Raw genomic sequence first — 19,947 nt, forward strand, 5'->3', positions numbered from 1 at the left:
CTACACCACCCGCATAGCGGGTGGTTTTCTGTTTCGCACGCTTCGCGTACTCAACTGGCTTAAGCCATTAATAAAACAAAAACCCTCTTGCACGGCAAGAGGGTTTTTGCGTTATGGGCCCTACAGGACTCGAACCTGTGACCGATCGGTTATGAGCCGAGTGCTCTAACCAACTGAGCTAAGGGCCCCCGATTCCGGGTAATAAGATTGCGGGGGCAGGATTTGAACCTGCGGCCTTCGGGTTATGAGCCCGACGAGCTACCGAGCTGCTCCACCCCGCGTCGTAAATAGCGACATTTATTAATATACACGACCTTGACGCTCGGCGTCAAGGTCCTTAAGGGATAAATCTTACTCCGTACTTTCCTCTTCTGGAACGAAAAATTTCAATGACCCGCATTTCGTCAAAACCGTAAATCCAGCCGTCATGCTCAAGCCGCTTGGCAAGACAGCCAGCCTGGAACTTCGTTCTGTATAACTTATTGAAATATACCCACCGCAAGTTTGAGTCACCTCCCGTGCATGAATAAGAATAAGCTTTGAAACTTACCTATAGATTACCCAATTAAACAAAAAAAAGCCGCCGAATGAAAATTCGGCGGCTTTCTTCATATTAGTTATAGATAACTCCTGTATTCCCTGTATCCTCCGGAACAAAAGGCGTTCCATCTTCCTGAAACATGGTTTTTGGATTAAGCTTAATTTCCTGAAGCATGGTATTGCCTTTCTCGGACCAGGCTTTTAGAGCTTCGGCCGGCGTCTTCTTGTTTTCAAGCACCTCTTGGAAGTAATTACGGCCCATATTGGTCACACTATACAGACCCTGCTTCTCCATCATCAGACTATCCAGCTTTGAATCGGTCGGCGGTATCGGCTTCAACAGGTAGAACGCCTGAACGTTGTAGTCAAGACCTTGTTTAGGCTGGATATAGGATTTACGTGATACCATCTCATAGCTATTGCTGCGGGATTTCAGCTTGGCGAACTCTTCGCCATTGATGAACTTGATAAATTCCCATGCGGAATCAGCATTTGGTGCGCTGCTATTAATTGAGAAGGTGTTGTTCAACCAGATGTTCCCGCCCACATCCGGCTTCTCCGGATGCACAGGTACGGTAACTACATCCCAATCGACCGCCGTGAAGTTTTTAATCTTTGATACATTGTTATTAGCATCTGCAATTTCATTGATATAGTAGCTCTCTGCCACCGTCATGGCTACCTTACCGGACAGGAACAAATCACTGCTGATCGCAGTCCATGGCTCGGAGTAGTCCATATTGTTATTGTTAGGGATAATTTCATCCTTGGCCAGCTTGCTAACCGTCTCCCAAACCTTTGTCCATTGCGGCGTATCCACGGTCATTGTCTCCGCTTTGTCATCGAATGTCTTTAACTGGAGCGTATTCAAATAGTTATTTTGCATATCCCAGTAAGGATCATTTCCTTTGTAACGGTTAAACGCAAATCCGTATATACGGTCATTTCCTTCGCCTTTTGCCACTAATCGCGCTTTATCAAAAACTTCGTCCCAGGTCATTTTGTCCGTAGGAGGCGTGACTCCGGCATCCGTGAACAGCTTCTTATTATAGAAGAGCGCTGATGAGGAGAAGGAAGGAGTCAGGGCATATAAATTACCGTCTCCTAAATCCTTGATACCCTCGATTACCGACGGAACATAGTCCGTTGTATCAAATTTATCTTCCTGTACGAGCGGATCCAGCTGCTTCAAAAGATTCTCGGCAATCAATTGCTTCAACGTAGAGGTGTCGGCAACGACCACATCAACCGGATTGCTGCCTGTCATAATTTTCTTCATGCTTTCCAGGTAATCTGGCTGCACGTAAGGCTCCGACCCGTCATTGTAGCGGTATTGGTTCTGATCAATTGCAGGAACGATCTCAATCGTAATATTGGAGTTAGCATATTCAAAAATGTCCGTGTACTGCTGGCGGAAATAGGAATCATCCGTACTGCCGTAGAGAACCCCGATTCTCAGAACCTTCTCTTCTTGTTGTTGTGCGGATTTGCCGCCTGTACATCCGGCTAGTAAACCCATCACTACCATGGAGCTAAGCAATACAGAACCGATTTTTTTCAGCTTGCCGAATCCCTTATGACTCATTGTTGTTCTCCCCCTCTAAAGTTTTTGGTGCTGTAATAATGATCTTATCCCCATCAAATTCCATGCTTGCGCGTCCGCCGATCCCAACGGCATCAAGGTATTCCTTCGGAACCTGCAAGCGTCCGACGCGATCGACCACGACAAAGGCCTCGTGCACCTCTTGCAGCGCACCTACTCCCGAATCGATGGAGGCCAGATCCAGATTCGGATTCCGCTTGACGAACTCGGTGCTTGTAAGTCCGTCACGGATGGCTACCACACGGTCCACTTTGCCGGCCAGAGCCAGATCGTGGGTAACAATGACGATAGTAATGCCAAGCTCGCGATTAACCTGCCGGAAAATGTTCATAATCTGGTCAGAGGTCGCTGTGTCGACCGAGCCTGTCGGTTCATCCGCAAGCAGCATTTTCGGACGATTGGAGAGCGAGATCGCAATAGCTACACGCTGCTGCTCCCCCCCGGACAGCTGGTGCAGCTTATTGTGCATTCTGTCCTTCAGTCCGACCCATTCGAGCAATTGCCTGGCATAGGCACGGTCCAGCTTCCCGGTAAGCAGCATCGGCATTTCCACATTTTCCAGGGCTGACAGATACGGAAGCAGGTTGCGGGCATTATTCTGCCAGACAAATCCGACCGTATTACGTTTATATTCCACCAATTGATCATCGCGGATCTTGAGCAGATCCCAGCCTCCGACATTAACCTGGCCGGCAGACGGGCGGTCAAGCCCGCCCAGAATGTTGAGCAGTGTTGACTTGCCGCTGCCGCTGTTGCCGATAATCGCCATCATTTCACCTTGCTGGACATTCAGGTTCAACCCCTGCAAGGCCACAACCTCGAGATCTTCTGTTTTGAAAATTTTAACTAGTCCTTCGCAATGGATCATACCTTACCGCTCCTCTCCCATCTTCACGGCCTGATGCACGCGCAGTCTGCGGATTTGCCAGAACAGGAGCCCTGCTCCCATCAGCAGCATCACGAACACGACGACATACAATTTCAATGTATCGGAAGAGTTGAAGATAATTCGGAACGGCGGCACCTGTGTGGTCACATTGTCCGCTGTCTGCAGGAACGGCAAGTATAGCTTGCCGGCAACCTTGCCGATGACAATCCCGAGTATAATCGATAGTCCTGCTGTGAGCAGCTGTTCTGTAAGCAGCATGAACGTCAACTGTCTGCGGGATAAGCCCATCGCCCGCAAAATACCGAATTGTACGACCCGGCCAGACAGATTGAAGAACCAATATAATACGTATCCGATCAGTGATACGACAACGGATACCATAAACCCTAAACTTAGAATTCCGAATACCCCGCCTCGGGTCGGGTGCTTGCTCTGGGCCGCGAGCTCGCTGCGAACATCCTTCACGGAATAGAGGTCTACCCCCTCCTCGGCGAGCTTCGTAATCAGCGGAGCCACCTTGGCATCCGGCTCCATCTTCAGCCACACCTCATAAGGAATGAGCGGTGACTGATCGTAAATATAGTCAAGATTGGCAATAACAAACGGCTGTTCATCCGGATACTGACTTGGCCAGTAAGGCAGAATGCCGTAAACTGCGAATTCGAGCGTAGCTTCTCCCAGCGATACTGTAAACACGTCGCCTGGCTTGAGCTGATATTTCTCAGCCAATCTGGATGGCACCAGCGCTGCGCTCTCATTCATCCCTAGCAAGTTCAGATATTGATAAGGGTGAGCCGGGAACAAGTCATTGCGGAACCATCCTACCTTGGCGAAATCAACGTTATCGATCCCCATTAAATTCCCTTGCCCGGCAGATTTCCCCGATATAATGATGTTGGCCTTCGTCTGCAATACTCTTGCAGCATGCTCCACTCCTTCAAGCTTGCGGAACACCTCGAACGGAGGCTCCGAGTAGATCAGCTTCGTCGGCTGCTGCCCCTGTCCTCCGCCTTGACCTCCTCCGCCTTGGCCGCCACCGCCGCCATTACCACCGTTGCCGCCATTACCGCCTCCATTGCCTCCGCCGTTATTTCCACCCTGCGAAGGGTTCTTGGACAGCTCCGGAGTAGCCTCCCATACCGTCTGCATAACAACGTCGGCACCGTATTTGTACAGTGTCCGCTCGGTGGAGTTCAAATCGATCGTTCTAGCTGCAGAGGCGTTGTAGACACCTAGCCCGAGCGTTAGGACGAGCAAAATCATAAGCGGATAGTAGGAAGATGAGGAACGTGATAATTGCGTCAAGCTTAAATAGTAAGGAACCGGAAGCCACTTCTTGCCGATCCAGCCGATCAGCTTCAGAATCCACGGGAACACCCGCAGGAAGAAGAGTCCGATCGAGAAAATGGCCAGTGCGGGTACGAAGAATAGAAACGGTTGTACCTGCAGTTGATCTGTCGTCATACCTGTCTGAAAGGTCAGCATTTGCCGTTCATAGAACAAATAGTAACCGTAACCCGCTAGGCCCATCAGCACAATATCGATGAACCAGCGCTGCCATCCCGGTCTGCGATCGGATCTCGCCTGCTTCTGCTTGGCATTCACGATCGAAGCTCTTGCATAGGATACAGCCGGCAGCACCGTAGCCAGAATCGCTATGATAACTGCGGCAACCCCAAGCAAGAGAGCATCGCTATTAAACCCGACCGGAATCGATTTGCGGTTGACGAAGGCCAGAAACCCGTCCGCCGAGCCGATGCTTTTGGACATAAACCATCCAAGAAGCGGTCCGGCGATTAGGGAAACGGCTCCGAGAAGCAGCCCCTCCAGCAAATATATGAATATAATCTGCTTTGTGGAAGCGCCCCGGCTGCGCAAAACGGCAATATCGCTTTGCTGCTTATCCAGGGACTGGCGGGCGTTCATGACAATAAAATAAAAGACCATGGCAATCATCGGTGCCGCCAGTGTGAACAACAGGGTTTGCATTTGGAGGCTCTGCCTCCGGAAATCATCCAACAGGCTTCCAAAGGAAAGATCGACCTTGGTATCCTTCAGCTTCTGGTAAAGCTCGACATTCAGTCTCTCCAATGTGCCTGACAGCGGAGAGAGCTGCCCCGTCTTGATCTCGCGAAGATCAAAGGCGTAGTACCAGCTTGAATTATGAAGCGGAATGCCAAGCTCCTTGAGCAGCTTGCCGTTAAAGGCCTGCTCGCTGATATAAAACGTATTCATCATACCTTCGTAGCCTTGATACCAATAAGGATCGCTCTCATTTTCCGGAACGAAGGAGCCAACGATTTTTACTTTCAAAGTAACATCCACACCGCTATATACCGGGTATTCCATCACATCGCCGACGTGAAGATCCTGACGGTACATCGCTTCTTCAAGCATCAACGCCTCAAGTACGTCTCCGCCTGCTGCCTCTGAGAACAGCTGTCCTCCCGTTACCGAGATCCGGTCACTCAAGCCGCTCATCGAGACGATGCCCATCGTACGAGTACGGCTGGCATCCACCTTGGTCGGATCCTCCGGATATACCTCAGTACCCCGGATCGACCGTGAGTTAACATAGGCTTCATAAGGGAACCCAATCTGCTCAGGCACCTCCGAAGCTATGTATTGACTGACGGCTTCCAGTCCGGACAGGTCCGTCTTGGTTCCGCCAGGAGCCTGATAGCTCATAATAAGCGAGCCGGCAGGAAGCCCTTCGCTCTCCGCCTGAAGCGTACTGGAGACTACTCTTTTCAGCGACCCGTCCGAATACATCGGTATACTCACCGTGAACGAAACAGCTACGATCAATCCCAATAGCGTACTGAGCGTCAGCCATTTCGTATTCCACATTTTTCGAAATAATAGCCGAAGCAAAGGAACTCCCATTAGCGACCCACAACTTTCTGTCCCGGCTCAAGCCCTTTAATGATTTCGACATCTGTCGAGGTCTGCATGCCAACCTCCACATCCGCCTCCCGTTTCGAGCCGTCAGGCTCTGCCACCTGGACGTAGGTTCTTGATCCGATGGAGCGAAGCGCAGAGATCGGAATCAGCGTTGCATTCTCCTTCCGCTCGGTCACAATGGATACGCTGAGCTGCCGCCCGCGCTCGACGTCAGCAGGCCATTTATCCAGTTCCACAATCAGATATTTATCGGTTGTGTCCTTCTCGGGCTCCCCGCCGCCCTGGTTTCCATTATTATTCGAGTCGCTCGTCGTAGCAGGCATGGCTTTAATCTTTCCTTGGAACAACCCGGCAGCATTAATATCCACCTGTGCATTCATTCCGACGGCCAGCTTGGTCAGATCCTCTTTAGCAAAAGAAGCCGCTACAACCAGAGAAGTCGTATCGGAAATAATGCCCAGCGACTCATATCCCTTGATCGTTCCGCCCTTCTGGGCAGTCATGGAGACAATCGTTCCCGAAAATGGCGCACGCAGTGTAGCGTCGGCAATTTTCTGCTCCAGATCGACCAGTTCCTGACGCTGCTCTTCAAAGACGATGGATGCTTTTTCGAACTCGATCTCATCCATCTCATCCTTCGTCCGAAGCGTTTCCTTCATAGATAGTTCCTGCTGACGAAAATCGAGGCGTTTCTTGCGAAGATCCTTCTCCAGGTCCTTCACATCCAGCACTACCAGAACATCGCCCTCGCTGACTTTATCGCCGGCCTTTACCTTCACTTCCTGTATATGAAGCCCGTCCTCTGTAAAATACAGCGGCTCTTCGCGCTGGCTCATAATTTTGCCGACTGCACTAACCTTCAGTTCGATCGTCTCGGACCGTACCTCGTACTCTGGCTTCTTAGAGATGGTAGGCGGCGTAATGACCGGGAGAACCTCCTCTTCATCCTCGTTCGGGAGCAGTGAACAGCCTGTAGCTGCCGCCGCAACGGCCAGACAGATTGACATCACTCCCAGCATTCTGCGGGCGCCTTTCCTACTTCCCGATAAATTTTCCATCCACCATTTCGTAAACATGGTCTGCTACCTCCAAAATTGTAGGATCATGAGTTGTCATGCAAATTGTCATGTGTTCGGTATGAATGATATTTCTGAATACGGCCATGACCTGAGCACCCATCTGAGAATCCAGATTCGCCGTCGGTTCATCCGCTAGCAGCAGCTTCGGCTTATGAGCGATCGCCTTGGCAATCGCAACCCGCTGCTGTTCCCCGCCCGACAGCTCAAACGGCCGATGGAACATACGCTTGCCCAGACCCACCAGTTCTAGACAGTGGGCTACCCTTTGCTTCCATTCACTCGAAGGAACGCCAGCCATCCGCAGCGAGAGCTCTACATTCTCCCAAGCCGAAAGTAAAGGAAGCAAGGCATACGCTTGAAAAATAAACCCGATATCATGTCTGCGCATGAGCGTGCGCCTGTCATCATTCAGCTCATGCATCGGCTGTCCCCGGAACAGAATCTCCCCCGAGGAAGGCTGATCAAGGCCGCCGAGCATATTCAGTAGTGTCGTCTTGCCGGATCCGGACCGTCCCTTTAGCATGACGAGCTGGCCGGGTAATACTTCCATGTTGATGCCTTTCAGGACATGGATTTCTCCACCGCCAACCGGAAAGGATCGATGAACCTCCCGCACAGACAGAATCGGCCCCGTCTCAAGAGGAACCGGAACTGTCTTTTCATCTGGTTCATGATCGACGGGTTCATCGGAATGCTCCTCCTCGAGCAATGCTTCCTCTTCCGTCACGTCTCCCTCCGAAGATACGGACAGTGAAGCTTCATCCCCACGCCTTGTACTTTTGCGAAGCCACCCTATCATCTTTTATCGTTCTCCTTTATGTATCACTCATGTCATGCATTATAAACGAAAAAACATGCCAAAAAGTTACAACGTATTTTACGATATTGAGATTTAATTTCCATATTTTTATCACTGATAGAGTCTAGCATTTTTGGTAGAATTATGGAAGTTATTTATTTCCTAAATGAGAGGCGGACTTTATTCATGAAATTTTTTTGCGCGGCACTGCTGACTGCACTGCTCGGCTCAGCATTCCTTCCTTCACAGACCCCGGTGCTTGGCAGCGGCCTCTCTTTTCGAGATCTGGATGGCAGCTATGCCAAAGAAGCTATTATTTCATTAACTGAGAATAACATTATGAATGGAACCACAGCATCTACTTTTTCTCCTGCTCAATCTATTACCCGTGCAGAGTTTCTGGTTACCCTCAACCGGCTGCTAGGACTTGAATCGGTCTCATCGGCAGTTGCAGCGTACAAGGATGTACAACCAAGCGACTGGTACTACTCAGCCATTCAAGCCGCAACCGGGGCCGGGCTTACCGAAGGCCTGGGGGATGGCCTTTTTGCGCCCAAAAATGCGTTAACGAGGCAGGAAGCGGCCATTTGGCTTCAGAAGATCACAGGCACACCTTCAGCCTCATCGTCAGATATCCAACGTCTGGAATTCCGGGATCATGCAGCAATCTCATCCTGGGCCAGCGGGGCTGTATATGCGATGGCCAAGCTTCAGCTCATGCAAGGAAACGAAGGGAAATTCGAGCCGCAGCAGGCGCTGTCCCGGCAGGAGACCGCCGTTATCTTGGACAGATTGCTTCAGAATACGGCCTGGTCAAGTAAGCTTGCCGCCAAGGGACCCGATAGGATCCAGCTTGGCTGGCAATACCAGCAGAGCAACGCCGAATTCAAGCAATCCGTGCTGACATCGAATGTGAATGTACTGTCGCCAAGATGGTTCTTTCTCGATGCGGACGGCGGAATCTCGGATAGCGGAAGCAACGAGCTTGTCAGTTGGGCGCATCAGCAAGAAAAGAAGGTATGGGCCATGTTCGGCAACCGGCTGAGTCAGGAAAATACCAAAGCTTTACTAGCCTCTTCCGCCAAAACGTCAGCCGCAATCACAAAAGTGGTTCAACTTGCCCAAAAATACGGCTTGGACGGAATTAATCTCGACTTTGAAAATGTAGCCCCCTCGAACCGCAAGGCCTTCACCTCCTTCGTGACCGAGCTTGCCAAGCAGCTTCACGATAAGGACGTTACATTATCCGTCGATGTCTCTCCGGATCTTGGTACGGATTGGACCGAAGCGTTCGATTATGCAGCTATCGGCAAGCAGGCCGACTATGTCGTTCTAATGGGGTATGACGAACACTGGAGCGGAGGAATAGCAGGCTCGGTCGCTTCGCTGCCTTGGGTGCGCAGCGGCTTGGATACACTGCTTGAGAAGGTTGATGCTTCCAAGGTGATCCTCGGCATGCCGCTCTACACAAGAGATTGGACGGCTAACCTTTCAGGAGCTACGCAGAGCTCCGAGGATCTGAGACTCGGGGAGCAAATGCAGCGAATCGCAACGTTTGGCTTGCGTCCTAGCTGGAACAGCAATCTGGGCCAATACGTATCAAGCTATGTCTCTGGCGGGAAGACCCATCAAATTTGGCTGGAGGACAGCCGCTCCTTATCTTCAAAATACAACATGGCCCTGGAACGAAACATTGCCGGATTTGCCTACTGGCATATTGGGGGGGAGACGTCCGACATTTGGCCTTCCCTGAGAAATGCAGCCAAGTATCACGATCTAAAAGCTTGGAAACCATAGGGAGTCTACAACCGGCATGCACTTACACTTGCTGTTTCGACTCCATACCGGCTCTCCGGAGGGCTTGTCCCCACGCTTTTAAAGCACCCGTAATCAATAAGAACAAGCCCGCGCATAACTGACGCGGGCCTGTTTTGGTATAGTTGCTATTTCGGAATAACCGGATAACAGACCTCTGTCACCCAATTCTCCGGGTTGGGATCGATAGCCGGGCTGACATGATAAATCGAAAACATCGACTCGGCCAGGTTGTATTGATTATCCCGAATCCAGGCAGCTACCGCCTGATTGACAGGGGTAATCTGCTCGTATCCGCCTTTGTAGACGGCCGATGCAACTAAGACAGGCGGAACCGTCTTAAATTTGACATTTTCCGTATCTTGATAGCTGCCGTCCACCGAGATTTGAATTTCCACATCTACATCGTTTTCCTTATAGCCCTCGTCGTGAAAGATGGCCAGCGAATAGCATGGATTAGCAAGCTGAACCTGTTGACCTTCAAGCTCCTTTGTTAACAAACCCCAGAGCAGTCCCTCCTGATCATAAGCGGGAATGATCTTTCTCAAGCTAGCCACAGTTCTTTGCGGCATTTCTTTAAGCGTTACACTATATTCCATAAAATACTCTTCCTCCCCGAGCCGTCGAATCGTCGTCTCAAGAAGCAGCAATTGCCTGTCGATCTTCTCTGCTTGCTCCATCATTTCCGCCTGCTTCAAATCCAGGTATTGCTTCAAATCACCAGGCTCCTTGCAGGTCATCATGATTTGAGCAATCATGGATAAGCTGAACCCCATGCTCTTCAGAGCATCAATCCGGTTCGCCAGCATAAGTTGTCCTTCGGAATAATAGCGGTAGCCCGATGAACAATCCACGCTCTCCGGCACAAGCAGGCCGATCTCGTCATAATGACGCAGCATCCGGATACTGATTCTTGATAATTTAGAAAAATCGCCGATTCTTAGCATCTAGTTTATCCTCCACATATATGTGTTACCGAGCTCATTTTTATAGTGGAGTATACCATAGTGTGAGAGTCAACAGCATTTTATAAAATGCATGATTTACTGTCCGAATGAGCCTGGATCTTCCCGCCAGGACTTCAGCAATGCCAAATCCTCCGGCTTGATCAACCCTTGCTCCGCCGCTACCTCGATCAGGGCTGAATAGTTGGACAGTGTCTGCAGCACAACCCCTGACTCTTCAAAAGCCCGCGCAGCCTTATCCAACTGATAGCTGAAAATGGCCAAAACCGCCAACGGCTCGGCTCCTGCCTCGCGGATCGCCTGTGCTGCTTTAATAGAACTGCCTCCGGTGGAGATCAGATCTTCGATGACGATCACTTTCTGCCCCGGCTTAATCAACCCTTCGATTTGATTCTCCTTGCCGTGGCCTTTGGCCTTGTCCCGAACATAAGCCATAGGCAAGCCAAGCTTCTGGGCTGTGAAGGCGGCATGCGGAATTCCTGCCGTTGCTGTTCCGGCTACAACCTCCGCTTCCGGATAACTCTCCGAGATCACCGCTGCAAAGGATGCTGCGATCAGATCACGAATCTCAGGATAGGACATCGTTAATCGGTTATCGCAGTAGATCGGAGATTTAATGCCTGATGTCCAGGTAAAGGGCTGGTGCGGGCGCAGGGCTACTGCCCCAATTGAGAGCAGTCTTTCTGCGATTTGCCTTGCAATATTTTCCGTATTCATCATACTTCCATCATCTCCCTGATAATCTGTTCCGCCGCTTCGCGCGGTACGGTTGCTCCAGTAATCGGACGCCCGATTACCATATAATCGGTGCCTGAGCGTACGGCTTCCGCCGGCGTCAGGGTACGGGACTGATCTCCCCGGCTGCTGCCAGCAGGACGGATGCCCGGTGTCACTGTAATAAAGTCTTTGCCGCAATGAGCCTTAATTGCGGGCACTTCCAGCGGCGACGCCACCACGCCATCAAGCCCGGCCCCCTTTGTCAATGAGGCATACGCCAATACGGCTGACTCCACGCTTCCCGGGATACCGATCTCACGGTTCATCGTCTCTTGATCCGTACTGGTCAATTGGGTAACGCCAATTAGCAAAGGTCTTGCCGCTGAGTGAGTTTCAAGCGCTTCAAGCGCACCTTCCATCGCGGAAGCCATCATGTTCGTCCCTCCGGCGGCATGAACATTGAACATATCTACCCCTAGGCGGGTGATGCTGTTTGCGCCTCCCTTCACCGTGTTCGGGATATCGTGGAGCTTTAGATCCAGAAATACCTTGTAGCCGCCTGCTTTCAGTTCCTTGACAAAGTCCGCTCCGGCCGCATAGAAGAGCTGCATTCCCACCTTCATATAGCAAGGAATTCCTTCCAACTCGCGGATCAAAGTCTTTGCTTGCTCAGCCGAAGAATAATCCAGTGCCACCATCAGCTTTCCCGCAGCCTCGCTATAGGATAACGACATCTTTTCTCCTCCTGTCACACCTGCGGCCCCGATGCTTCTGATAGCTTCGGAGCCGCAGGACCTATATTTGGTTTTAATTTACTATCCGATAGATTACAGGCTCGGCATCGCTTGGGACGAGAAGTTGATCGTCTCCAGCATGTTCAACAATGCCCGCACCGTATCGAGCGAAGTCATACATACGATGCCATTCTCCACCGCTTCCCGGCGAATCCGGAAGCCATCGCGCTCCGGTTCCTTGCCTTTGGTCAAGGTATTGATGACAAAGTGAGCCTCGCCGCTGCGGATCAGATCAAGAATATTCGGCACGCCTTCGGTCAGCTTGTGAACCGTAGTCACGCGTATGCCTGCTTCTGTGAGAGTTGCGGCCGTACCTTCTGTCGCGATGATTTTATAGCCCAGCTTGTAGAAGCCCTTCAACAGCTCTACCGCTTCATCCTTATCTTTATCCGCAACCGTGGCAATGACAGCCCCGGTGGCCGGAATCTTCATCCCTGCGCCGATCAAGCCTTTATAAAGCGCCTTCGCATACTGGGGATCACGGCCCATAACCTCGCCCGTTGATTTCATCTCCGGCCCGAGTGTCGGCTCTACTCTGCGCAGCTTAGCGAAGGAGAATACCGGTACCTTAACCGCCACCTGCTTGCTCTCCGGCCAGAGTCCATCATGATAACCCAAATCCTTCAGCTTCGTTCCCAGAATACATTTCGTAGCTACATTCGCCATCGGAATATTGGTTACTTTGCTCAAGAACGGTACGGTACGGGAGGAACGCGGATTCACTTCGATTACGTATACTTCATCTTTGTAGATGACGAACTGGATGTTGACCAGACCCACGGTCTTTAGTTCCTTGGCTATCTTCATTGTAATTTCGGTGACTTTGCTTTTCAGCTCCTCTGACAGATGCTGAGGCGGATAGACCGCAATGGAGTCGCCCGAATGGACGCCCGCGCGTTCCACGTGCTCCATGATACCCGGGATCAATACGGTCTCGCCGTCGCAGATCGCATCAACCTCAACTTCTTTACCGAGCATGTACCGGTCAATCAGCACCGGATGCTGCGGGTTGATGTTCACCGCTTCTTTCATGTATTTCAGCAATTCTTCATCGGAGTAGACGATTTCCATCGCCCGGCCGCCGAGTACATACGATGGACGAACCAGCACCGGATATCCGAGCGATTGCGCGGTTGCGGCTGCTTCCTCTACCGAGGTAACCGTACTGCCCTTCGGCTGTGCGATGCCCAGCTTGGAGAGAAGCGCCTCGAATTTCTTGCGATCCTCCGCTTCATCGATGCTGTCCAGACTCGTTCCGAGAATCCGCACACCTGCCGCCTGCAGCGGAGCCGCCAGATTAATTGCGGTCTGCCCTCCGAACTGTACGATCACGCCGACCGGCTGCTCCTGTTCAATGACATTCATGACATCCTCGAAGAAGAGCGGCTCGAAGTACAAGCGGTCCGACGTATTAAAGTCAGTAGACACCGTCTCCGGATTGTTGTTTATAATTACCGCCTCATATCCGGCCTTTTGAATGGCCCATACGGCATGAACCGTTGAGTAGTCAAACTCGATGCCTTGCCCGATTCGGATCGGGCCGGAGCCGAGGACTAGGATCTTTTCTTTATTCGTATGAATGACTTCATTTTCTGTCTCGTAGGTCGAGTAGTAGTAAGGCGTCGACGCCTCGAACTCGGCCGCACAGGTGTCCACCATTTTATAGACCGGCTTCAGCCCCCGCTCCTTGCGGAATTGGGTTACGCTTTGCTCGGTCAGATGGGTTCCCTGCGGTTGTCCCGCCGCCCGAAGCTCTGCGATGGCACGGTCGGTAAATCCAAGACGCTTCGCTTCGTACAGCGTCTCGTAGTCCAGCTCGCTCTCAGCAGCAATGTTGCTCTCGAACTGTACCAGCCGCTCGATTTTGTCCAGGAACCACCAATCCACTTGCGTCAGATCCTGAATTTGCTGGAGTGTATAGCCTCTGCGGAACGCTTCGGCGATCAGGAACAGCCGCTCATCATCCGCTTTAATGAGGCGTTGATTCAGCACCTCTTCTTCAAGCTGGTCGGCTCCCTTGAGATACAGGCGGTGAGTGCCAATCTCCAGCGAACGAACTGCCTTTTGAATCGACTCTTCGAAGGTGCGTCCAATCGCCATCACTTCCCCGGTCGCCTTCATCTGCGTGCCGAGCTTGCGGTTGGCATGGACGAACTTGTCGAACGGCCAGCGTGGAATTTTGCTGACAATATAATCAAGGGTTGGCTCGAAGCAGGCATAGGTCTGTCCGGTTACCGGGTTCACGATTTCATCCAGTGTATATCCCAGTGCTATCTTAGCCGCCATCTTCGCGATCGGGTAGCCTGTTGCCTTGGAAGCGAGCGCCGAGGAGCGGCTTACCCGCGGATTCACTTCAATCACATAGTACTGGAAGCTCTGAGGATCCAGAGCAAACTGTACATTACAGCCGCCTTCAATGTTCAGAGCACGAATGATCTTAAGTGAAGCCGAACGAAGCATTTGGTACTCCCGGTCAGACAGCGTCTGGCTTGGCGCTACAACAATACTGTCCCCGGTATGTACGCCGACCGGATCAAAGTTCTCCATATTGCAGACGACAATGCAGTTGTCATTTGCGTCCCGCATTACCTCATACTCGACTTCTTTCAAGCCTGCGATCGACTTCTCGATCAGACATTGCCCGATCGGACTATAACGGATGCCTGAGGCAACCGTCTCCTTAAGCTCGGTGATATTTGCGCAGATTCCTCCGCCTGTTCCTCCCAGCGTGTAGGCCGGGCGAACGATAACCGGATAACCGATCTCTTCCGCAAATGTCAGGGCTTCCTCCACCGAGGTAATAATTGTGCTTTCCGGAACCGGCTGCTCCAGCTCACGCATCAGCTCGCGGAACAGGTCCCGGTCTTCCGCCTTTTCAATGGAATTCAACTGGGTTCCGAGTAACCGGACATTTTCGCTCTCCAGAACGCCTGCACGGGCGAGCTCAACAGCCATATTCAGACCTGTCTGGCCGCCAAGCGTTGGCAGAAGTCCATCCGGACGCTCCTGGCGGATGATCTGGGTTACGAAATCAAGTGTGATCGGTTCGATATACACCTTATCCGCCATATTCGTATCCGTCATGATCGTTGCAGGGTTGCTATTGATCAAAACAACCTCTACGCCTTCTTCTTTCAAAGCCTGGCAAGCTTGCGTACCGGCATAGTCAAATTCAGCGGCCTGACCGATCACGATCGGACCGGAGCCGATGACAAGAATTTTCTTTAGATCTTTATTTATAGGCATGTACTTGTTGCTCTCCTTTCGCTGTAGATATCCATTTCGCTTGACGCGGCTTATGCGGATAACGGAGCTTATGCTCGCGAATCATCTCGATGAAGCGGTCGAACAGATATCCGTTATCATGCGGTCCAGGTGCGGCTTCGGGGTGGTATTGCACCGAGAATGCCGGATGCTTTGTATGCTTGACGCCTTCTACGGTCTTGTCATTGTTATTGATATGGGTAACGACCAGATCCGTCCCTTGCAGTGAAGCCTCGTTGACGGTGTAGCCGTGGTTTTGCGATGTAATGTAGCAGCGTCCGCTCTCCAGCTCTTTAACCGGGTGATTTCCGCCGCGGTGTCCGAATTTCAGCTTTTCTGTATCTGCTCCGCAGGCCAGCGACAGCAGCTGGTGGCCCAGGCAGATGCCGAAGATCGGATATTCACCAAGCAGCTCGGAGATCATTTCCACGGCATAAGGAACGTCCTTCGGATCGCCAGGGCCGTTGGACAACTGAATGCCATCCGGATCAAGCCGGCGAATCTCCTCGGCTGTCGTGTTATGCGGGACAATGACCACATCGCAATCACGCTTGTTGAGTTCTCTCAGGATTCCGCTCTTGGCTCCAAAATCCACCAGAACAATCCGCTCTTTTGCGCCCGGACTGCTATATACATGCGTGGTCGAGGTACGAGCCACCTGGTTACGCAGCTCATCAATGCTGGTTAACTTCATTTGCTCCTGTAATTCCGCCACCGACTTCGCCGAGGTTGTGATAATTCCCTTCATCGTGCCGTGCTGGCGGATAATCCGGGTCAGCATACGGGTATCGATATCGCTGATACCGGGAATACCGTATTCCTTAAGTAAATCTCCAAGGCAGTACTGCGCCCGCCAATTGCTTGGCGAAGGCTCGTAGCGGCGGACGACAAACCCGTGGATCGACGGGGCAATCGACTCGAAATCGTCGCGGGAAATACCGTAGTTGCCGATCAAGGGATAGGTCATGGTCACGATTTGTCCGCAATAGGACGGATCGGACAGGACCTCCTGGTATCCTGTAATTCCGGTATTAAATACGACTTCGCCGGTCATCTCCGCTTCTGCGCCGAACGATAGTCCGGTGAACAGCGTGCCGTCTTCCAACAACAATCTTGCCTGCATCTTGCAGCACTCCTTTACGTGTATGTTCTATATAAGCCCATGCTTTCTTATTCAACTTAATTTTCTCTGAAAATAATGCGGCCTTGGACGACCGTCATAACAGGCCAGCCCGAGAGCTTCCAGCCGCCAAACGGCGTATTGTTCGACTTGGATGCGAATTGCTCCGGATTGACTTCCTGCTCCTTCTCCAGATCAACCACCGTCAAATCTGCGGGTGCGCCGGCTTGCAGGCGGCCAGCGCTTAGCCGGAATACATCGGCCGGCGTTTCCGTCATTCTTTTGACCAGAAAATCCAGGCTCCATCGGCCGGTCTTGACGAATTTTGTATATAGGAGCGGGAAGGCCGTCTCGAAGCCAACAATTCCGAACGGCGCTTGAAGCATCCCTCTCGCCTTCTCTTCCGCACTATGGGGCGCGTGATCTGTAACGATCATATCAATGGTTCCGTCCTCCAGCGCCTGGATGCAGGCCTCTACATCACGCCGTGACCTTAGCGGCGGATTCATCTTCCAATTGGTATCCAGCCCTGGAATATCCTCTTCTGACAGGATCAGATGATGAGGACATACCTCTGCGGTTACCCGAATTCCGATTTCCTTGGCTTGCCGGATCAACCTGATCGACTGCTCTGTGCTGACATGGCACACATGATAGTGCACGCCTGTCGCTTCAGCCAGCAGAATATCTCTTCCGACATGAATGGCTTCGGATTCATTCGGAATCCCCTTCAGCCCATGGCGCTCGGCGAATGAGCCTTCAGCGACCGGCGCCCCGACCACCAGCGAGTTATCCTCGCAGTGCGCGATCACCGGCATATCCAGTGAAGCCGCTAGAGCCATGGCATCCTTCATCATTTGGGCGCTTTGCACCCCTACACCATCATCGGTATAGCCGATTGCACCGGCTTCTTTCAGGGCGGCAAAGTCCGTCAGTTCCTGCCCTTGCTCCCCTTTCGTGATGGCCGCATAAGGCAGCACATTCACTAACCCGGCTTGCCGGGCCTTCTCGCGAACGAAGCTTACAACCTCAGCATTGTCGGTAACTGGCTTTGTGTTCGGCATGCAAGCGATGGTTGTAAACCCTCCCTTAGCCGCAGAACGCGCTCCCGTCTCAATCGTTTCTTTATGCTCGAAGCCCGGTTCCCGAAGATGGACATGCATATCAATGAAGCCCGGCGTAACCAGCTTGCCGGCAGCATCGACAACCTCGGCTTCGGTGTTCTGCGTCAGTTCCGAGACGCTCTCTCCGAACTTGACCTCTTGAATGACTCCGTCTTTCACTACGATATGTCCTGTAACCAATTCGCCGGCTCCATTCAGGAGTCGGGCATTATTTATGATGAACAGCACCTTATATCACCCTCGCTTTCGAATTGCTATTTTAACGCTCTCTCCATTACGGCCATCCGGATTGGAACCCCATTCGACATTTGCTGGAATATCCTCGACTGTGCATGCTCTACAACCAGATCGTCAATCTCTACATTTCTGTTCACCGGCGCAGGATGCATGATAATCACGTGAGGCGGCAGCAAGGCAGCACGCTCTTCTGTGAGACCATACTCCAGCCGGTATTGATCCGCGGATTTCAATAATCCCTCGGCATGCCGCTCAAGCTGAACCCGCAGCATCATGACCACATCAGCGCACAGCGCTTCCTCCATGGGCACATATGGAGCGTGTACCGCTAGCTCCGCTGCTTGCATGCTAGGCGGAGCACAGAACTTCACCTCGGCGCCGAGTTTTTGCAAGGCCCACAGATTGGAGCGGGCGACCCGGCTATGCTTGATGTCACCGATGATCGAGACCTTCAGTCCCTTTAGCTCGCCAAAATGCTTGCGCATGGTGTACAAGTCGAGCAGTGCTTGTGTCGGATGCTCGTTATTTCCATCACCGGCGTTGATCAGCGGTACGGATACACGCTGAGCCAAATCAGCCAGCAGGCCGTTCGGCTTCAAACGGATGACTCCGGCGTTAATGCCCATCGACTCCAGGGTGCGGACAGTGTCATAAATGGACTCTCCTTTTTCTACACTGGATGCGGCCGCCGCAAAGTTCAGCACTTCGGCACCGAGTCTTTTCTCGGCCATTTCGAAGGAGAAGCGGGTACGGGTGCTGTTTTCAAAGAACATATTGGCTACAAAACGATCTTTTAAAATCGGTGTCTTCTTCTCGGTCCGGCTCTCCCAATAAGCTGCGCGATCCAGGATGGAACTGATCTCCGCAGCGCTCATTTCTTTCAGGCCAAGGAGGCTGTGCTCCTTCAAGCTAGAGGATGTGATCGTCATGCTACTCATCCCCCCGCGCCTGCAAGATTCTGACCAGATCCGTTCCGTCCGTCTCCTGCAGCAGAACCTCAATTTCCTCCGATTTGGAGGTTGGCACATTCTTGCCGATGTAATCCGGTCGGATCGGCAGTTCCCGGTGGCCCCGGTCAACCAGCACGGCGAGCTGGATCGAATCCGGACGCCCCGCATCCATAATCGCATCCATCGCAGCCCGGATCGTTCTGCCTGTATACAGGACATCGTCCAGGAGAATGACCTTCTTGCCTTGGACGGATACGGATAATTGAGCTGATGCGCTATTCTTACCATGTTCTGCCCGATCATCACGATAGGAGGTTACGTCAAGCTCCATCCATGGGATCGCTGTTCCCTCAATCGCCTCTAGGCGTTCAGCCAGGCGCTGTGCGAGATATACTCCTCTTGTCTTGATTCCGGCCAGAATGCATCCTTCAACACCGCTGTTGCGTTCAAGAATTTCATGGGCAATCCGGGTCAATGCCCGTTTCATTGCCATTTCATCCATGATCATATGACTCTCGTTGTTCATTTGAATTAGCCTCCCCAGAGAATTCCTCATCCAGGTCCGTGATTGGCCACAAAAAAACTCCTTGCCGCATTCAGGCAAGGAGTCGCTGGTCATAGTGTCCCACTATGACAGTCATGTAGGTTCAAGACATAGCATGCCGCTCTAGGCATAACTATCCCAACCTCATTCACGTTACCTTGCCAGCCTCACGGGACTGAATTAAAGGTTCTTATTGATTTACATGAATTATGACAGACCCGTGAGCGCCTGTCAAGCAGACCCTTTTTGGCAATATGGCTACGTACTCCCTGTGAAGGCTATAAAATTCATTAATGATACTAATAAATATACATTACAATTAATATTTATTCAATCCATCATTTATTTATTTTTGCTTTCCGTATAGATTCTCTCCAAAAAAACAAAAAACACCCTAAGGATCTTGATCCTTAGGGTGCCCTTCTACTCAGCTTAAGAAGCTGCGAAGATAACGATCCATCGTCACAGTTTCAAGAAATTGTGCAGCAACTGCCAATATAAAACCAACTAATGATTTTGCCGCGTGCCGGAGGGCAACGTGTGAAGTATGCTTACGATCGCTGTTGTTCACGGATTCCTTTGATTGAGTAAAATCTGAAATGG

General features: G+C 51.6%; 15 protein-coding genes and 2 tRNA genes. 1 reads left to right on the forward strand and 16 read right to left on the reverse strand.

The genetic code is table 11. The features are described from left to right. Positions 1 to 114: 114 nt before the first annotated feature. The 8 genes from KQJ23_RS23130 to KQJ23_RS23165 all read right to left on the reverse strand — a co-directional run bounded on the left by KQJ23_RS23130 (position 115) and on the right by KQJ23_RS23165 (position 7,811). Positions 115 to 188, reverse strand: a tRNA-Ile gene (locus KQJ23_RS23130). A gap of 19 nt (positions 189 to 207) precedes the next feature. After that, positions 208 to 281 (reverse strand) — tRNA-Met (locus tag KQJ23_RS23135). 56 nt (positions 282 to 337) lie between these two features. Next, positions 338 to 502, reverse strand: coding sequence for a hypothetical protein (locus tag KQJ23_RS23140; RefSeq protein ID WP_212944140.1), 165 nt, complete (start codon positions 500 to 502; stop codon positions 338 to 340). A gap of 111 nt (positions 503 to 613) precedes the next feature. Continuing rightward, on the reverse strand, positions 614 to 2,125 hold the full coding sequence (locus KQJ23_RS23145) for an ABC transporter substrate-binding protein (RefSeq protein WP_216481256.1): 1,512 nt from the start codon (positions 2,123 to 2,125) through the stop codon (positions 614 to 616). Next, positions 2,115 to 3,011: an ABC transporter ATP-binding protein gene (locus KQJ23_RS23150; RefSeq protein ID WP_216481257.1), complete on the reverse strand. Its 897-nt coding sequence runs from the start codon at positions 3,009 to 3,011 to the stop codon at positions 2,115 to 2,117. The genes KQJ23_RS23145 and KQJ23_RS23150 overlap by 11 nt, the downstream gene beginning before the upstream one ends. A 3-nt stretch (positions 3,012 to 3,014) precedes the next feature. After that, positions 3,015 to 5,918 carry an ABC transporter permease gene (locus tag KQJ23_RS23155; RefSeq protein ID WP_216481258.1) on the reverse strand — a complete coding sequence of 968 codons (2,904 nt, stop codon included), beginning with the start codon at positions 5,916 to 5,918 and terminating at the stop codon, positions 3,015 to 3,017. Continuing rightward, positions 5,918 to 7,012: an efflux RND transporter periplasmic adaptor subunit gene (locus tag KQJ23_RS23160; RefSeq protein ID WP_216481259.1), complete on the reverse strand. Its 1,095-nt coding sequence runs from the start codon at positions 7,010 to 7,012 to the stop codon at positions 5,918 to 5,920. The genes KQJ23_RS23155 and KQJ23_RS23160 overlap by 1 nt, the downstream gene beginning before the upstream one ends. Next, positions 6,972 to 7,811, reverse strand: coding sequence for an ABC transporter ATP-binding protein (locus KQJ23_RS23165; protein ID WP_430522329.1), 840 nt, complete (start codon positions 7,809 to 7,811; stop codon positions 6,972 to 6,974). Before KQJ23_RS23165 ends, KQJ23_RS23160 begins: the two co-directional genes overlap by 41 nt. A 189-nt stretch (positions 7,812 to 8,000) precedes the next feature. Between KQJ23_RS23165 and KQJ23_RS23170 the strand changes: the two genes are divergently transcribed. Then, positions 8,001 to 9,611, forward strand: coding sequence for an S-layer homology domain-containing protein (locus KQJ23_RS23170; RefSeq protein ID WP_216481261.1), 1,611 nt, complete (start codon positions 8,001 to 8,003; stop codon positions 9,609 to 9,611). A gap of 146 nt (positions 9,612 to 9,757) precedes the next feature. On the opposite strand, the gene KQJ23_RS23175 is transcribed toward KQJ23_RS23170, so the two are convergent. The 8 genes from KQJ23_RS23175 to pyrR all read right to left on the reverse strand — a co-directional run bounded on the left by KQJ23_RS23175 (position 9,758) and on the right by pyrR (position 19,326). Continuing rightward, positions 9,758 to 10,576 carry a MerR family transcriptional regulator gene (locus KQJ23_RS23175; protein ID WP_216481262.1) on the reverse strand — a complete coding sequence of 273 codons (819 nt, stop codon included), beginning with the start codon at positions 10,574 to 10,576 and terminating at the stop codon, positions 9,758 to 9,760. A 96-nt stretch (positions 10,577 to 10,672) separates the two neighbouring features. Further along, the gene (gene pyrE / locus KQJ23_RS23180) at positions 10,673 to 11,314 is read right to left on the reverse strand and encodes an orotate phosphoribosyltransferase (RefSeq protein WP_216481263.1); all 642 of its coding nucleotides are present in this window, start codon (positions 11,312 to 11,314) and stop codon (positions 10,673 to 10,675) included. Then, positions 11,311 to 12,045, reverse strand: a complete 735-nt coding sequence (gene pyrF / locus KQJ23_RS23185; protein ID WP_216481264.1) for an orotidine-5'-phosphate decarboxylase — start codon at positions 12,043 to 12,045, stop codon at positions 11,311 to 11,313. The genes pyrE and pyrF overlap by 4 nt, the downstream gene beginning before the upstream one ends. Positions 12,046 to 12,138: 93 nt before the next feature. Continuing rightward, a complete protein-coding gene (gene carB / locus KQJ23_RS23190) occupies positions 12,139 to 15,351 on the reverse strand; it encodes a carbamoyl-phosphate synthase large subunit (RefSeq protein ID WP_216481265.1) in 3,213 nt (1,070 codons plus the stop codon). Beyond that, positions 15,338 to 16,492: a glutamine-hydrolyzing carbamoyl-phosphate synthase small subunit gene (gene carA / locus KQJ23_RS23195; RefSeq protein ID WP_216481266.1), complete on the reverse strand. Its 1,155-nt coding sequence runs from the start codon at positions 16,490 to 16,492 to the stop codon at positions 15,338 to 15,340. The genes carB and carA overlap by 14 nt, the downstream gene beginning before the upstream one ends. A gap of 56 nt (positions 16,493 to 16,548) precedes the next feature. Beyond that, positions 16,549 to 17,841: a dihydroorotase gene (locus KQJ23_RS23200; protein WP_216481267.1), complete on the reverse strand. Its 1,293-nt coding sequence runs from the start codon at positions 17,839 to 17,841 to the stop codon at positions 16,549 to 16,551. A gap of 26 nt (positions 17,842 to 17,867) precedes the next feature. Further along, on the reverse strand, positions 17,868 to 18,779 hold the full coding sequence (locus tag KQJ23_RS23205; protein ID WP_216481268.1) for an aspartate carbamoyltransferase catalytic subunit: 912 nt from the start codon (positions 18,777 to 18,779) through the stop codon (positions 17,868 to 17,870). A gap of 1 nt (position 18,780) precedes the next feature. Then, the gene (gene pyrR / locus KQJ23_RS23210; protein WP_216481269.1) at positions 18,781 to 19,326 is read right to left on the reverse strand and encodes a bifunctional pyr operon transcriptional regulator/uracil phosphoribosyltransferase PyrR; all 546 of its coding nucleotides are present in this window, start codon (positions 19,324 to 19,326) and stop codon (positions 18,781 to 18,783) included. Between the last annotated feature and the right edge of the window lie 621 nt (positions 19,327 to 19,947).

Origin of the sequence: Paenibacillus brevis (genome assembly GCF_018919145.1) — a bacterium.
Lineage (GTDB): Bacteria > Bacillota > Bacilli > Paenibacillales > Paenibacillaceae > Fontibacillus > Fontibacillus brevis.

Excerpts from the sequence above, each read along its gene's own strand:
- pyrF (WP_216481264.1), bottom strand. The coding sequence starts at position 12,045 with ATGTCGTTATCCTATAGCGAGGCTGCGGGAAAGCTGATGGTGGCACTG.
- KQJ23_RS23205 (WP_216481268.1), bottom strand. The coding sequence starts at position 18,779 with ATGACGATCACATCCTCTAGCTTGAAGGAGCACAGCCTCCTTGGCCTG.
- KQJ23_RS23145 (WP_216481256.1), bottom strand. The coding sequence starts at position 2,125 with ATGAGTCATAAGGGATTCGGCAAGCTGAAAAAAATCGGTTCTGTATTG.
- KQJ23_RS23175 (WP_216481262.1), bottom strand. The coding sequence starts at position 10,576 with ATGCTAAGAATCGGCGATTTTTCTAAATTATCAAGAATCAGTATCCGG.
- KQJ23_RS23160 (WP_216481259.1), bottom strand. The coding sequence starts at position 7,012 with ATGTTTACGAAATGGTGGATGGAAAATTTATCGGGAAGTAGGAAAGGC.
- KQJ23_RS23150 (WP_216481257.1), bottom strand. The coding sequence starts at position 3,011 with ATGATCCATTGCGAAGGACTAGTTAAAATTTTCAAAACAGAAGATCTC.
- KQJ23_RS23155 (WP_216481258.1), bottom strand. The coding sequence starts at position 5,918 with ATGGGAGTTCCTTTGCTTCGGCTATTATTTCGAAAAATGTGGAATACG.
- KQJ23_RS23170 (WP_216481261.1), top strand. The coding sequence starts at position 8,001 with ATGAAATTTTTTTGCGCGGCACTGCTGACTGCACTGCTCGGCTCAGCA.
- carA (WP_216481266.1), bottom strand. The coding sequence starts at position 16,492 with ATGCAGGCAAGATTGTTGTTGGAAGACGGCACGCTGTTCACCGGACTA.
- pyrR (WP_216481269.1), bottom strand. The coding sequence starts at position 19,326 with ATGAACAACGAGAGTCATATGATCATGGATGAAATGGCAATGAAACGG.
- pyrE (WP_216481263.1), bottom strand. The coding sequence starts at position 11,314 with ATGATGAATACGGAAAATATTGCAAGGCAAATCGCAGAAAGACTGCTC.
- carB (WP_216481265.1), bottom strand. The coding sequence starts at position 15,351 with ATGCCTATAAATAAAGATCTAAAGAAAATTCTTGTCATCGGCTCCGGT.